This window comes from Tenacibaculum sp. TB-53, assembly GCF_059716285.2.
Genome location: NZ_CM202790.1, coordinates 819262 through 833817 on the forward strand (window position 1 = coordinate 819262; position 14556 = coordinate 833817).

Genomic DNA, 14556 nt, shown 5'->3' on the forward strand with positions numbered 1-14556 from the left:
GATTGCACAAGTTGTAGTTTACTGGTTGATTTATTGAGGATTATATATTTTTTGACACAAACTATTGTATTTTTCTAAGATTATTTTTCGTCTCATTTTTAATGTCGGAGTTAAATGACCCGAATTGATAGACCATTCATCAGGAGTAATTTCAAAGCGTTTTATTTGTTCCCACTTCCCAAATTTTTCATTGCAAATATCAATCTCTTTTTGAATTCGTTTGAGTAGTTTCTCATCTGTAGTAATATCTGAAATTGTATGGTGGTGTCTTTTTGACCATTCTTGAACAAATTCAGTAGCAATTTGAATTAATGCAGCCGGCATTTTTTCACCTTCACCAATTACCATAACTTGCTCTATAAAACGTGACTTCTTCAACTCACTTTCTAAGATAGCAGGAGCGATGTATTTACCACCTGAAGTTTTGAAGATTTCTTTTTTTCGATCTGTAATTTTTAAAAATCCTTCATTATCTAGTTCTCCAATGTCTCCTGTATGGAAATAACCATTTATAATAGATTCGTTAGTTTTTTCTATATCTTTATAGTAGCCGATCATTACATTAGGTCCTTTCACTAAGATTTCCCTATCCTCAGCTATTTTTACAGTTACATTTTCAATTACCTTCCCAACAGTTCCTATTTTAAACCCGTTGTTTCGCATATCGGTAACAGAAATTGCAGGAGAGGTTTCGGTAAGTCCGTAGCCTTCAAAAACAGGAATGCCTGCCGCAGTAAAGATTCTTACAAGCCTAGCTTGAGTTGGAGCGCTACCTGCTAGCATAAATTCTAAATCTCCTCCTAAAGCTTCTTTCCATTTAGAAAAAATAAGTTTTCGTGCTATAGAAAGCTTGAATTCGTACCACCAACCGTTTGCTTTATAGGGTTGATATTGTTCACCTAATTGTAATGCCCAAAAGAACAATCGCTTTTTTAGACCAGATAAGTTACTGCCTTTATCTACAATTTTATCAAAAACTTTTTCTAATAAACGAGGTACTACAGCCATAAAATGAGGTTGAATTTCCCGTAAATTATCTCCAACTTTATCAATACTCTCAGCAAAATGAATTTCAAAGCCCATATATTGACAGTAATAAGAGGCTGCACGCTCAAAAATGTGACAAATGGGAAGGTAACTTATCACTTTTTTTTGATTGTCTTGTAGATTAAGTCTTTTTCCAACAGCAAAAACGTTGCTAACAATGTTATTATGTGAGAGCATAACCCCTTTTGGAGTTCCAGTAGTGCCTGAAGTATAGATAATAGTAGCTAAATCAGATGGATTTATAGACTCTTTTAATTCGTTTACTTTTGTTTGAAGAGCTGTTTCGTTACCAAGACTTAAGAAAGAACTCCACCCATAATCTACATCTAATTCTTCAAAAGTGAATACTTTTTTGAGCTGTGTTTGTTCTTGAATTTTGATTACTTTTTGATAGAGTTCATCATCAGAAACAAAACAATACGCACTATCGGAATGGTTTAAGATATATGCATAATCTTTTTCTGAAAAAGTAGGGTATAAAGGAACATTTACTGCACCAATTTGCATAACTCCAATATCTAACAAATGCCATTTTGGTTGATTTACAGAAGTAATTACAGCAATTTTATCTCCTGGTTTCACTCCAAGATTTAATAAAGCTTTACTTATGATGTTAGCATCTTCAATATATTTTTTAGTAGAAATACTTTTCCATTCATTATTCTCTTTAGAAACTAAGCAATGTTGTTGTGGGTAGTTTTCTAGTTGGTGATAAGGTAAATCAAAAAGACGTGTAACTTTTGAAGATATATGCATGTAAATGATTTTGGTGATGCATAAATCTATGAAAATAAAAGAGATAAAAGAAAAATAAAATAGATGTTAGTTGTAAAGTTTACTAACTAGGCTTTTATAGGTTTGACCAATAGGAACCTTATGCTCATGAATTATAATACGATTCCCTTCTATAAACTTTATTTTATCTACAGCAACAATAAATGATTTATGTACTCTTAGGAAATTGTTTTCATCTAAGATAGTTTCATAATGAGAAATCTTTTCGTGGCTTACAATCATTTCATCTATTAAAAATAGTTTAGTATAATTTCCGTAAGCTTCTATAAATAACAAATCATTTAAATCAACTTGATGGTGTTTTTTATCTCCTTTGATAAAAATACGAGTATTGATTTGACTTGTCTGTATACTTTCTTTGTTGATTGTTTTGATAGGTAAAGTGTCTGATACTTTATTAACAGCTTTTACCAAACGATCAAAACTAAAAGGTTTTAAAAGATAGTCTACAACATTTAGTTCAAACCCCTCAAGAGCGTATTCTTTGTATGCAGTGGTAATAATGGTTTTAGGTGGATTAGACAGCGTCTTTAAAAAATCCAAGCCTTTTAACTTGGGCATGTTTATATCTAAAAACATAAAATCAACAGTATGCTCATTTAAAAATTGCATAGCCTCCATAGCATTATAGCAGCTTTTTACTAATTGAACATGAGGGAGCATGCTACAAAATTCTGTTATAATTTCATGAGCTAAAGGCTCATCATCAATAATTATATAGTTAAGCATGCTTTGGTGTTTTTAACTGTGTTTTATAGATATTATTTGTGGAACTAATACTTAGTTCATGTTGTTGTTTGTATAGCAAAGATAATCTTCGTTTTAGGTTTTGTAATCCAATTCCTTTAGAATTATTGAGTTCACTAGAATCAAAATTATTTTCTATATCAAAGTAAATAAAATGAGCATCTTCGTATAAATTAATATGAATAAAAGCTTTTTCTGCTAGCGTTTCTATACCATGTTTGAAGGCATTTTCAAGTAAGATAATATACAGTAAAGGAGGGATGTCTAAAGAGGTATCGATGTCGTGATTAAAAGTAATTTCTACAGACTTTTTATATCGGATTTTATGAAGTTCGATGTAATTATTTAGGTATTCTATTTCTTCTGAAATTTTTACTGTTTCTTTTTCTCCATCGTAAATTGTGTAGCGCATCATGTCAGATAGTTTTAAAATAACTTCTGGTGCTTGAGGAGAATTTTTTACTGTAAGTGCGTACAAGTTATTTAATGTGTTGAAGAAAAAATGCGGGTTTATTTGGGTTTTTAATAGTGATAATTCAGTTTTAGATTTTTCTTTTTTTAACTCTTGTACCCATTTCCATTGTTCAAAAATCCAAAGAAAAAAGAAAATAGGAATAGGCAAAAAGAATATATAAAAAGGGGTTTCTTGTTTTACTTTTAAATAAGCTTCTAAATCACCAGAAAATAATCTGAGATAAAAAAAGTATAAGAGCAATGGAGTGTATAGAAGGGCTATGAATTTCCAATATTTTTTAATGAAGTTAGGTACTAAAAAATAAGCTAATCCGCACCAAAATATTATTAATAAAATGAATGTGATTGGGTTATCTGGAAGCTTCATAAAAGAATCAATCAACACCGTAATAAACAACAGTAGAAAAAGCGAAAGAATACCAATTACGGCTTTCTTTTTCCTTTTTAAATATTGATAATTATGTATGGGTAATCCTACAACTAACGCCCAAAAAATAATGATTACAATAACCTCAACTGGCTGGTCATTGGGGATATTTAGAACATTTATGTAATCCAATAAAATGAACAACGGAATTATAATTAAAAAGCCAATAAGAAAAGCTTTGTATTTCTTTAAAAAATCAATCATACTTCAAAATTACTCATGTAAAACTGTTTTCACAATTATATTGACAAACACTATTGTTTTTTATACGAACAAGTAGCTTTTTTAGTTGAGTTTTAGTTAGTACTTAAATAAATATTATGTGTGTTAAAAATAAGCTGATATATCATTTTTAATTTATCAGAAAGGTAAGGTATTGGAGATTTGTAGAAAACAAATACCTAACCACATATGAATACATTAACAATTAGAAACCTTACAAAAACATATCCTAACGGAGTTAAAGCATTAAACGGAATTAACTTAAAAATTTCGAACGGAATGTTTGGCTTGTTAGGTGCCAATGGAGCAGGTAAATCTTCTTTAATGCGTACTATCGCTTCTTTACAAGAGCCTTCTTCTGGAGAGCTTGTGTTTAACGACTGTAATATTATTAATAAGCCAGAAGAAATACGAAAATACTTAGGGTATTTACCTCAAGAATTTGGTGTGTACCCTAAAATATCAGCCGAAAGATTGTTAGATCATTTAGCTATTCTGAAAGGTATTACTAATAACTCAGCGCGAAAAGAGCAAGTAACTTCTTTATTACAGCAAGTAAACCTCTATCAACACAGAAAAAAAGCGGTACATACATTTTCAGGAGGAATGCGGCAACGTTTTGGAATTGCGCAAGCTTTGTTGGCAAACCCTCAAATAATTATTGTAGATGAGCCTACGGCAGGTTTAGATCCAGAAGAAAGCAATCGTTTTTTAAATCTTTTAAGTGAAATAGGAGAGAATGTGATAGTCATCTTATCTACTCACATAGTAGAAGATGTTAGAAACCTATGCACTAAAATGGCAATATTATCTGAAGGACAAATTATATCTCAAGGAAACCCAAAAGAGCTGGTAGCGAGTATTCAAAACAATATTTGGACAAAAATTATAGCTAAAAGTGATATTGAACACTATAGAAAGACATATGATATAATTTCAACCAAATTAGTATCAGGCGAAACACAAATAAGGGTTTTCTCTGAAGCTACTTTATCAAATGGATTTGAAAGAATTACTCCAAACTTAGAGGATTACTATTTCACTACGTTGTTTCACCATAAAAAAGCCTAGTCTATGTTTAAGAAATTATTACAATTTGAAACGTATTATCAATTAAAACAACGAGCCTTTCCAATATTTTCAATATTATTTTTAGGATTAGGTTATTTTACAGGAAGTCAAGGTTATGCGCCTACTGGAGTAAACTTTAATGCTGTTTATCAAGTTTATTTTCATACAGGTCTTTTTACTTTAGGAAGTGTTTTTATTATTATGTTTTTTACGGTAACTGCTACCATAAGAGACAAACAGCATCATATGGAGGGCTTAATTTATAGCTCTTCAATAACAAAACAGCATTATTTTTGGAGTCGATTTTTAGGAGCATTTATATTTAGTGTTTTGGCTTTTTCTCCTTTTATAGTCGGATATATATTAGGGAACTACTTTTCTGGTTTAGATGCAGAAAGGTTAGGAACCTTTAGTTTACTTAATTATATACAGCCTTGGTTTTATATAGTGCTACCTAATATTTTTATATGTACTTCTTTAATATTCTCTGTGAGTATATTTACTAAAAATAGCATTGCAACTTACGCAAGTGCAGTATGCATTTATATGTTATATTTTGTGAGTTCTATTTTTTTAAATTCACCCTTATTAGCCCAATCTGTTCCTGCATCACCAGAAATGATGTCGGTAGCCGCAATAGCAGATTCTTTTGGAATAGCAGCTTTTTTTGAGCAAACTCAGTATTGGACAGCTCATCAGAAAAATACGCAGTTACTTTCTTTTTCAGGATTGTTTTTATGGAATAGAATACTTTGGATAGCTTTTTCTCTTGGAATATTGTTCCTTACCTATAAAAGGTTTTCTTTTAGAAAAATTACGAAGAAAGTAAAGAAACAAAAAACATTAAAAAATAATATAAAACAGCTAACTCCCTATAAAGCAATAGAAGGAACATACAATATTACAGCACAAATAAAAGGGCTTTTGTCATTAGTACGTTTAGAGTTAAATAGTGTGTTTAAAAGCTTACCTTTTTTAGTAATTGTAGCTATGTGGTTACTAATTGTTTTTTCTGAGTTGTATGCAAATTTTGTTGAAGGGCGTGAATACGGAGTAAGTGTATATCCATTTACAAATCAACTAATAGAACTTATTACAAATCCGTTAACCCTTTTCGGTCTTTTATTACTAATTTTTTATGGTTCAGAAATAGTATGGAGAGAACATAGCGTAAATTTTAATTTAATTATTGGGGCAACTCCAACTAAAAATTGGGTGTTTTTTGCTGCTAAGTTTATCAGTTTATCAGTATTACCCATATTATTAATTGCTTTAGGAATATTTATGTGTATTACTTTTCAAGTTAGTTTAGGTTTTGAAAGTATAAACATTGGTATGTATGCTTCTGTATTTTATTATTATGGTTTACAGCTTATCATATACGCTATGCTAGCCGTGTTTATAAATAGTATAGCTAAAAGTAAGTATGTAGGAATGGGAGCTTTTGGTTTGTTAGTTATAATAAGTATGAAAGCTAATCTTTTAGGTCTAGAACACCCTTTAACAAGTATTGGTTTTATGCCTAGAGTAGCCTTGGGAGATATGGCTATGTATAATAGCAATACTACACAGTTTAATCATTTAGGGTTGTATTGGCTAGGGATAGGAGTCTTATTTGTTTTAATAGCTTTTAAAGTTTGGAATAGAGGAATGGTAAAAGGTTTTTCGTATAAAATAAAGCAACTAAAGCAAGGTTATAACTTAACAGAGAGGATATTACTTTTAAGCTTTTCTTTGTTAGTTATTGGAGCAGGAAGCTTAGTGTTTTACAATACCAATTTTCTTTCAGATTACCATACGAATGATGATAACTTAAATCTTAGTGAAGATTACGAACGTAAGTATAAACATTATCAAACGTTAGAAAAGCTATATCCAGTTTCTCAAAAAACAGAAGTAGCTATTTTTCCGAAGAAAAGAAAGTATACTGTCAAGGCAAATTATGTGTTAAAAAATAAAAGTAATGAAGCAGTATCCAAATTATTAATAACTGAACGAATACCTATAAAACAAATTCATTTAGAAAGAGCTCGTTTATCAACAAAAGATACTACACATGGAGCCTATGTGTTTGAATTTAAAGAGAAACTACAACCCAACGATTCTGTAGCTTATACTTTTGTTATAGAAAAAGAACTAAAAGGATATGAAGAAGACAAAAGTATTGTTAACAATGGTACCTATATAACTTTTAGAAATTTTGAGCCTATTATAGGATATGCTTCTGGATTTGAAATTTTGGATAAAACAGAACGTAAAAAAAGAGGATTACCAGAAAGAGATGAGGATGATAACTCAGATGTGCATATAGCATTAGAAGATATTAAAATTGAAAAAGTGCGTTTTGAAACAGTTGTTTCTACACATAAAGACCAAATAGCCATAAGCTCAGGAGATTTAATTAAAACTTGGTCAGAAAACGATAGAAACTATTACCACTACAAATCAAAAGGAAAAATATTACCTATGGTAGCCTATTTTTCTGCAAAATATACAACTAAAAAAGCAATATATAATGGAATCTCTATAGAACAATATTACAACGCTAGTCACGATTTTAATATTGATGAAATAGAGAAAAGTACAAAAGAAACCTTAGCATATTGTCAAGAAAATTTTGGAACGTATAATTTTAAACATGTTCGAATTGCAGAAGTTCCTTCACATTGGGGGTTTGGTGGATTTGCACATCCCGGGGTTATTAGCATGACTGAAGATCGTTTATACTTGTCAGATGTTCGTGATGAAAACACCTTTAATTTAGTCGCTAAAAGAACAATTCATGAAGTAGCACATCAATGGTGGGGACATACGTTAATAGCTAAGCCAGTAGCGGGTGGTTCTTTATTAGTAGAAGGATTAGCGAAATATACAGAAGCCGTAGTGTTAGAAAAGATGTACGGAAAAGGTGTTTTATATGAGTTAGCTGAAGATGCACGCAGGAGATATTTTTTAGGAAGAGCGTTTGGTGAAAACATTGAACCTCCAATTTATAAAGTACAAGAAGAAGGTTATATTTCTTATGGTAAAGCTTATACCGTATTAATGGCATTAAGAGATTTGATAGGAGAGAAGCAAGTTAATGACATAGTAAAAACCATTACACACCGACATCGATTTGAAAGTTCTCCTAAAGCACATACTATAGAATTACTTGAAGAAATATATAAGATTACTCCCGAAGAATATCACCCATTGGTAAAAGATTGGTTTAAAAAGGTAATAACTTACGATATAGCTGTAGAAAAAAGTTCGTATAAGGAGTTGCCGGATGGAACCTATGAAGTTATCGCCACCATAAAAGCAAAACGGTTTGAAACAATGGAAAACGGAGATATTAAAGAAATTGGGATTAATGAGCCTATCAAAATAGGAATCTTTACAACCCATCCTTTACAAGTAAAAGATAATAGTACTGTGTTGTATTATGAGTCTAAACAAATCAACCGAGAACTCATAGAAGTTTCGTTCATAGTAAATGAAAAACCTAGTTATATTGCTATAGATCCTTACGGAACAAGAAATGATGAAAATTTAGTAGATAATGTGATAGAACTTTAATTTTGGTTAAAGTATTTATAAAAAAACTCAAATGTTAATTATATGGCAATCATATTTTTACATTTGAGTTTAAACTTTTTATCAAATGACTAAACATATTACGCTATTACTCACTTTATTTTGGTCCCTCTATTTATTTTCTCAAACACCAGAAAGAAAGGTAACCATAGGAACTAATTATACTATTAAATCAACTATTTTAAATCAAGATAGAGAGATTCAGGTTTATTTACCCGATAGTTATACTACTTCAAAAGAAGCATATCCTGTTTTGTACATTTTAGATGGTCAGTGGTTTTTTACCAATGGTGTAGCTATTCAGAAATCATTGAGAACACCTGGAGCAATTCCAGAAATGATTGTTGTAGGAATAAAAAATGAAAATCCTTTAAGAAGAACATTATTTAATAGAGAGAGACAAAAGTTCACTTCTTTTTTAAAAGACGAAGTAATCAAATTTATAGATGATAAATTTAGAACTACGAACGAACGTGTTATTTATGGTTGGGAGGCTGCTGCATATTATATAAGTAAACTTATTTTAGAGGAAAACGATTTATTTAAAGGAGCAATTATAACGGATGGAGGCTATGCTTCTGAAAAGCTAGTTGAAAATTTTAAATCAGATAGTGATGTGTATTTATACATGGCTAATTCTAAAAGAGATATATATTATATTGAATCTACAGAAGAGTTTAATAAAATATTAAAAAAGCACAATCCTAAAAATTTACTTTGGAAGTATGAGTTGTTTAATGATGAGGTACATGAAACAATGCCTCATTTAGCTATGCACAAGGGAATCATGTATTATTATCACAACTATGATTCATTGGTGTTTGAAAGTATTGATGCCTATGAAAAAGCAGGAGGAATCCCTTATCTAAAATCTTATTTCAAAGAAAGAGCTAAACGTTTTGGTGGTGACGGAAAAATAGATAATAGTACAAAAAATGCATTGATTTGGTTAGCATGGAAACGTGATAACTTTAAATACTTTAGTTTTTTTATGGAAGAATTTAAAGACGTTTTAGAAACCAATAGATATAAAAGCGCATACTGGCAAAACAGGCTGGGGCAGTTTTATTTAAAGTATAAGGATTATAAAAATGCCAGTAAGTATTTTGAAAGAGGTATAAAAGATTATCCAAACTCTCAATTTGACGAAGTTATGAAAGAAGGCTTACAAGAAGCAAAGGGCAAATTGTAAATGAACCTTATAAAATTTAAAATGCCTCACTTTTGAGGCATTTTTTGTGTTAAGCATTTAAAAAATCTTTCAATTCTTGATAGGAACTAATTTGTATAGCTTCTTTTTGTTTGTCTATTACAGATGCTATTTGTGGTGGAATTTCAACAGTTACATTTAAAACTTCTTCTACAACATCTAAAAACTTTACGGGATGTGCTGTTTCTAAGAAAATTCCATACTCATTTTGTAATCCGTATTTTTTCAAACCTAAATATCCAACAGCTCCGTGTGGATCTGTAATATAGGTTGAGGTTTTATAGATGTTCTTCATAGTGTCACGAGTTTCGTCATCAGAAAAAGAAAAAGAAGAGAATACTGATTTTAAAGTATTTAAATCATTATCAAATAATTCTTGAATTCTGATAAAATTACTCGGATTTCCAACATCCATGGCATTAGAAATGGTCGCTTTAGATGGTTTAGGGTGATATTCACCACTTGCTAAATAATTAGGAACCGTATCATTTACATTGGTCGAAGCCACAAAGTGTTTGATAGGTAACCCTAGTTTTTGCGCCATAATCCCTGCGCAAATATTTCCAAAATTTCCACTAGGTACTGAAAAAACAACTTCTTTATGTTGCTTATAAACTTGTTTATAAGCAAAGAAAAAATAAAACATTTGGGGTAACCAACGAGCAATATTAATAGAGTTTGCTGAGGTTAACGTACGATTGATTTCAGCATCTAAAAAAGCAGTTTTAACCATATCTTGACAATCATCAAAAACACCGTTAACCTCTAAAGCAGTAATGTTTTGTCCTAAAGTAGTCAATTGCTTTTCTTGAATATCACTTACTTTTCCGCTAGGGTAGAGGATGACCACATCTACACCTTTCACTCCTAAAAATCCATTAGCAACAGCACCTCCAGTATCGCCTGAAGTAGCTACCAATACGGTTACTTGTTGATTTTTATCGCGATTAAAGTACCCCAAGCAACGAGCCATAAAACGAGCTCCCACATCCTTAAAAGCCATGGTAGGTCCGTGAAATAATTCTAGTGTACCGATATTTTCTTCAATAGATACCACAGGAAACTCAAAATTGATGGTTTCTTTAATGATTTCTTGTAAAACGTCTTTCGGAATTTCATCACCCACAAATTGCTTGATGGCTTCATACGCAATTTCTTCATTAGAATATTCACCAATGTTATCAATGAACTCTTTTGGTAATGGAGTAACGTTTTCAGGAAAATACAATCCTCTATCTGGAGCTAATCCGTTTACAACAGCTTCTTCAAAGCTAACGTTAGGTGATGTATGATTGAGACTATAATAGTTCATAATTTTGTGTTTAGTATTGTTCTAAAATTTTAATTCCTTCTGTATTGATTTTAGAAAGAATCATGTTAAAATCAATTTGTTTGTCTTGATACGTGTTTTGAATGGTTTTATAAACGTTTTCGGCAGTTGCATCTCCTTTACATAAAGTGAAAATTGTAGGGCCAGAACCTGAAATTCCTGCCCCCAAAGCTCCTGCCTTAATTGCTTGTTGCTTCACTTCATCAAAATGAGGAATCAAATGTTTACGAGCAGGTTCAACAATGATATCTGTTAAAGAGTCTGCGATTAATTGATAATCGTTGGTATACAATCCACTAATCAATCCGCCAACATTCGCCCATTGTGTAACCGCATCTTTTAAAGGAATCTCTTTTGGCAATACTGCTCTGGCGTCTTTGGTTTTTACTTCAACTTGAGGGTGAATAGCCACCACTCTTAAATCAGCAGGTACAGGAATTTTTACAATACTCAAAGGTTCGTAACTACGTACCAGTGTAAAACCACCATAAATAGCCGCAGAAACATTATCAGCTATCGGAGTTCCGCAAGTAGCTTCTTCTCCTAGCATAGCAAACTGAGTCAATTCAAGAGGAGAGAAGCTATTTCCTAATAACTGATTTACACCAAATGCAGCTCCCGAAGCACTGGCAGCACTACTTCCTAAACCACTTCCAGGAGTATATCCTTTGTGAATGGTGATGTCGATACCAAAATCAACTGGATGCTTTTCTAACATCGCTAGCGCAACCACTCCCGCAGCATTTATTTGTGGGTTAGATGGTAAATCAGCTCCAGTTATTTTTGTGATTTTAACACCTTTTGTAATTGTTTTGGTAAAAGTCATCGTATCACCAACCGTTTCGAGCGCTAAGCCTAAAGCATCAAATCCGCAGGAAACATTGGCAACGGTTGCTGGTGAAAATATTTTTAAATAGTTCATTTTTATATATTATTTCCAATTCGTATGACGTCAGCAAAAATTCCAGAAGCAGTTACTTCAGCACCTGCACCGGCTCCTTTTATTTGTAAGGGATTTACAGGATATCTATCTGTAAAAAACAATACGATATTGTCGCTACCTTCTAAATTGTAAAAAGGATGATCAAACGGAATGTGTTGTAAGCCAACACTTGCTTTTCCATCATTGAATTCAGCAACATATTTTAAACGACAATTTTTATCGACAGCTTCTTTATATACTTGTTGAAAATGGCTTTCAAACTCGGTTAAAGAAGCATAAAAATCATCATTATTAGTAGTTTTTAAACTCTTTTCAGGTAAAAAAGCATTGTTTTCAATATCTGAAAGTTCTAGTTCATAACCACTTTCACGCGCAAGAATTAATATTTTTCGAGCTACATCAACACCGCTCAAATCAATTTTAGGGTCGGGTTCAGTGTATCCTTGTTCTTGTGCTTGTTGTACCACATCCTGAAAAGAAATACTTTCATTAAAATTATTGAAAACAAAGTTTAAAGAGCCCGATAACACCGCTTGTATTTTATGCACTCGATCACCAGAAGCAATTAAGTTTTTAAGCGTATCAATAATAGGTAAACCAGCACCCACATTGGTTTCAAATAAAAATGGTGCACTGTATTTTCGTGAAATGTGTTTTAACTTTTTATAATTGTTGAGTTCAGAAGCACAGGCTATTTTATTGCAAGTAACCACCCCTATATTGTTGGCTAAATAGTGTTCGTATATTTCAGAAACTTTTTGATTGGCTGTATTGTCAATAAAAACTGAATTACGAAGGTTCAACGCTTTTGTTCTTTGGAAAAAAAGCTCTAAAGAACTTTTTTCTCCGTTTTGTAATTGTTCTTTCCATGATTTTAAGCTGATACCACCTTCATCAAAAATCATTTGTTTAGAATTGGAAATCCCTACAACGCGTACATTCAGTTTTAACTGTTCTTTTAAGTACTTTTTCTGCTGGTGGATTTGTGCTAAAAAGCGTTCCCCAACATTTCCTACACCCGTAACAAACAAGTTTAATTGCTTTATATTCTCTTCAAAGAACTGTTCGTGTAGCGTATTTAATGCTTTTTTGGCATCTGAACTATTGATAACAGCAGAAATATTTTTTTCTGAAGCACCTTGGGCAATGGCACGAATATTTACGTTGTTTTTGCCTAAAGAGCTGAACATTTGTCCGCTCAAACCTTGGTGATTTCTCATTTTATCACCTACCAAAGCGATAATTGCCAAGCCTTGTTCTACAATAATCGGATCTATTTTATGACGTTCTATTTCAAAAGCAAAAGCTTCGTTGATTTTTAGAGCTGCTTTTTTGGCATCTTCATCATAAATTCCCACACAAATAGAGTGTTCTGAAGAAGCTTGTGTGATTAATACCACATTGATATTATGCGTCGATAAAGTTTCAAATAAACGTTTAGAAATGCCAGAAACACCTACCATGCCACTTCCTTCTAAAGTTAGTAAGGTAATATTTTCGATATGAGAAATTCCTTTTACTGGTTTTCCGTTTTCGGTAATTTTAGAAATGAGTGTTCCTATATTTTCAGGTTCAAAAGTGTTTTTTATTCGAATGGGAATTTCCTTTTCCAACACTGGTTGAATGGTAGGAGGGTAGATAACCTTTGCTCCAAAATGTGACAATTCCATGGCTTCTTGATACGAAATATGTGGAATAGGAAATGCCTGCTTTACCATATGAGGATTCGCAGTGTACATACCACTAACATCTGTCCAAATTTGTAATTCATCAGCATTGACAGCAGCCGCATAAATAGCCGCAGAATAATCGGATCCTCCACGTCCTAGGGTAGTTGATTTACCGTCTTTTGTGCGAGCTATAAATCCAGGTAACAAAGTTACTTGGTGCTTATTATTGCCAAAATACTCCTTACAATTAGCGTTGGTTACTTGAAAATCAACTTGTGCTTTATCAAAGGCGTTGGAAGTTGTAATTAACTCTCTACTGTCTTTATATACTACATCTAGTTTCTTACTAGCAATGCTTGCAATAATGTAAGAAGATAATAATTCACCAAACCCGCTAATAGTAGCTAGTGATTTGGGTGTAATTTCGTTTAGTAACAAACAACCTTCTAGTAAGGTTTTCAGCTGTTTAAAAAGGGAAGTTATGTGCTTTTTAACTTCTTCTTGCTGATTATCAGGGACTAATTTTTCAATTACTTCAAAATGTACTAACTCAACTTCTTTATAGTTTTCAAGATAATTCGCATTGTTTTGAGCAGCTTGTTCTGCCGATGCAATAAGTTTATTCGTTGTTTTACCAAAAGCAGAAACCACCACAATAAGTGGACTGTTTACAGAGGCATTGGCAATGATTTGTACTACTTTTTCTATGTTTTGAGGGTTGGCTACCGAAGAACCACCAAATTTTAAAACGTTCATTTTAAAATGAATAATAAATTAAAAATAAGATTTTTTAAGCTATTTATCTGTTTTCAAGTCTTTTGAAAAAATAAATATATACGGAAATGATATGTAGAAAAATAACCCCTAAAGGGTTGTAATAATAATTGTAGTTGTTGTGCCAACAAAAGAAGCCGTAGTTACAGCTGGAATAGAAATGATATGTCTTTTGTTGTTTAACATTGAGCCAAATGTATAAATTATGTTCTAAAAAACAAGAAAAGTTGTTGTTTTTTTGTTAAAAATAAAACTTTGAGTGTTTTA

General features: G+C 31.8%; 9 protein-coding genes. 3 read left to right on the top strand and 6 right to left on the bottom strand.

Annotated elements, in window-relative coordinates:
- Positions 1 to 30 precede the first annotated feature (30 nt).
- The 3 genes from AC3VJB_RS03685 to AC3VJB_RS03695 form a co-directional block, all read right to left on the bottom strand.
- Positions 31 to 1803: an AMP-dependent synthetase/ligase gene (locus AC3VJB_RS03685; protein WP_497666771.1), complete on the bottom strand. Its 1773-nt coding sequence runs from the start codon at positions 1801 to 1803 to the stop codon at positions 31 to 33.
- A 66-nt stretch (positions 1804 to 1869) separates the two neighbouring features.
- Positions 1870 to 2571, bottom strand: coding sequence for a LytR/AlgR family response regulator transcription factor (locus AC3VJB_RS03690; protein WP_239179577.1), 702 nt, complete (start codon positions 2569 to 2571; stop codon positions 1870 to 1872).
- Complete coding sequence (locus AC3VJB_RS03695; RefSeq protein ID WP_497666772.1) at positions 2564 to 3694, bottom strand: sensor histidine kinase; 1131 nt, start codon at positions 3692 to 3694, stop codon at positions 2564 to 2566. Before AC3VJB_RS03695 ends, AC3VJB_RS03690 begins: the two co-directional genes overlap by 8 nt.
- 207 nt (positions 3695 to 3901) lie before the next feature.
- Here AC3VJB_RS03695 and AC3VJB_RS03700 point away from each other — a divergent pair, with 207 nt between their 5' ends.
- The 3 genes from AC3VJB_RS03700 to AC3VJB_RS03710 all read left to right on the top strand — a co-directional run bounded on the left by AC3VJB_RS03700 (position 3902) and on the right by AC3VJB_RS03710 (position 9554).
- Positions 3902 to 4783 carry an ABC transporter ATP-binding protein gene (locus AC3VJB_RS03700; RefSeq protein WP_497666773.1) on the top strand — a complete coding sequence of 294 codons (882 nt, stop codon included), beginning with the start codon at positions 3902 to 3904 and terminating at the stop codon, positions 4781 to 4783.
- A 3-nt stretch (positions 4784 to 4786) separates the two neighbouring features.
- A complete protein-coding gene (locus tag AC3VJB_RS03705) occupies positions 4787 to 8344 on the top strand; it encodes an ABC transporter permease/M1 family aminopeptidase (RefSeq protein WP_497666774.1) in 3558 nt (1185 codons plus the stop codon).
- Positions 8345 to 8429: 85 nt separating this feature from the next.
- Entirely contained in the window at positions 8430 to 9554 is a 1125-nt protein-coding gene (locus tag AC3VJB_RS03710) for an alpha/beta hydrolase-fold protein (RefSeq protein WP_437824551.1), read from the top strand.
- A 49-nt stretch (positions 9555 to 9603) separates the two neighbouring features.
- Here the strand turns inward: AC3VJB_RS03710 and thrC are convergent, their stop codons facing one another.
- From thrC to thrA, 3 genes are read right to left on the bottom strand one after another with little or no spacing between them, the layout of a single operon-like run.
- A complete protein-coding gene (thrC, locus tag AC3VJB_RS03715) occupies positions 9604 to 10884 on the bottom strand; it encodes a threonine synthase (RefSeq protein ID WP_437824553.1) in 1281 nt (426 codons plus the stop codon).
- 10 nt (positions 10885 to 10894) lie between these two features.
- Positions 10895 to 11824: a homoserine kinase gene (locus tag AC3VJB_RS03720; protein ID WP_437824555.1), complete on the bottom strand. Its 930-nt coding sequence runs from the start codon at positions 11822 to 11824 to the stop codon at positions 10895 to 10897.
- A 2-nt stretch (positions 11825 to 11826) separates the two neighbouring features.
- Positions 11827 to 14271: a bifunctional aspartate kinase/homoserine dehydrogenase I gene (gene thrA, locus AC3VJB_RS03725; RefSeq protein WP_497666775.1), complete on the bottom strand. Its 2445-nt coding sequence runs from the start codon at positions 14269 to 14271 to the stop codon at positions 11827 to 11829.
- Positions 14272 to 14556: the final 285 nt, after the last annotated feature.

Bases quoted from the DNA above. Each gene is read 5' to 3' on its own strand.
- AC3VJB_RS03685 (WP_497666771.1), bottom strand. From the start codon at position 1,803: ATGCATATATCTTCAAAAGTTACACGTCTTTTTGATTTACCTTATCAC.
- AC3VJB_RS03690 (WP_239179577.1), bottom strand. From the start codon at position 2,571: ATGCTTAACTATATAATTATTGATGATGAGCCTTTAGCTCATGAAATT.
- AC3VJB_RS03695 (WP_497666772.1), bottom strand. From the start codon at position 3,694: ATGATTGATTTTTTAAAGAAATACAAAGCTTTTCTTATTGGCTTTTTA.
- AC3VJB_RS03700 (WP_497666773.1), top strand. From the start codon at position 3,902: ATGAATACATTAACAATTAGAAACCTTACAAAAACATATCCTAACGGA.
- AC3VJB_RS03705 (WP_497666774.1), top strand. From the start codon at position 4,787: ATGTTTAAGAAATTATTACAATTTGAAACGTATTATCAATTAAAACAA.
- AC3VJB_RS03710 (WP_437824551.1), top strand. From the start codon at position 8,430: ATGACTAAACATATTACGCTATTACTCACTTTATTTTGGTCCCTCTAT.
- thrC (WP_437824553.1), bottom strand. From the start codon at position 10,884: ATGAACTATTATAGTCTCAATCATACATCACCTAACGTTAGCTTTGAA.
- AC3VJB_RS03720 (WP_437824555.1), bottom strand. From the start codon at position 11,824: ATGAACTATTTAAAAATATTTTCACCAGCAACCGTTGCCAATGTTTCC.
- thrA (WP_497666775.1), bottom strand. From the start codon at position 14,271: ATGAACGTTTTAAAATTTGGTGGTTCTTCGGTAGCCAACCCTCAAAAC.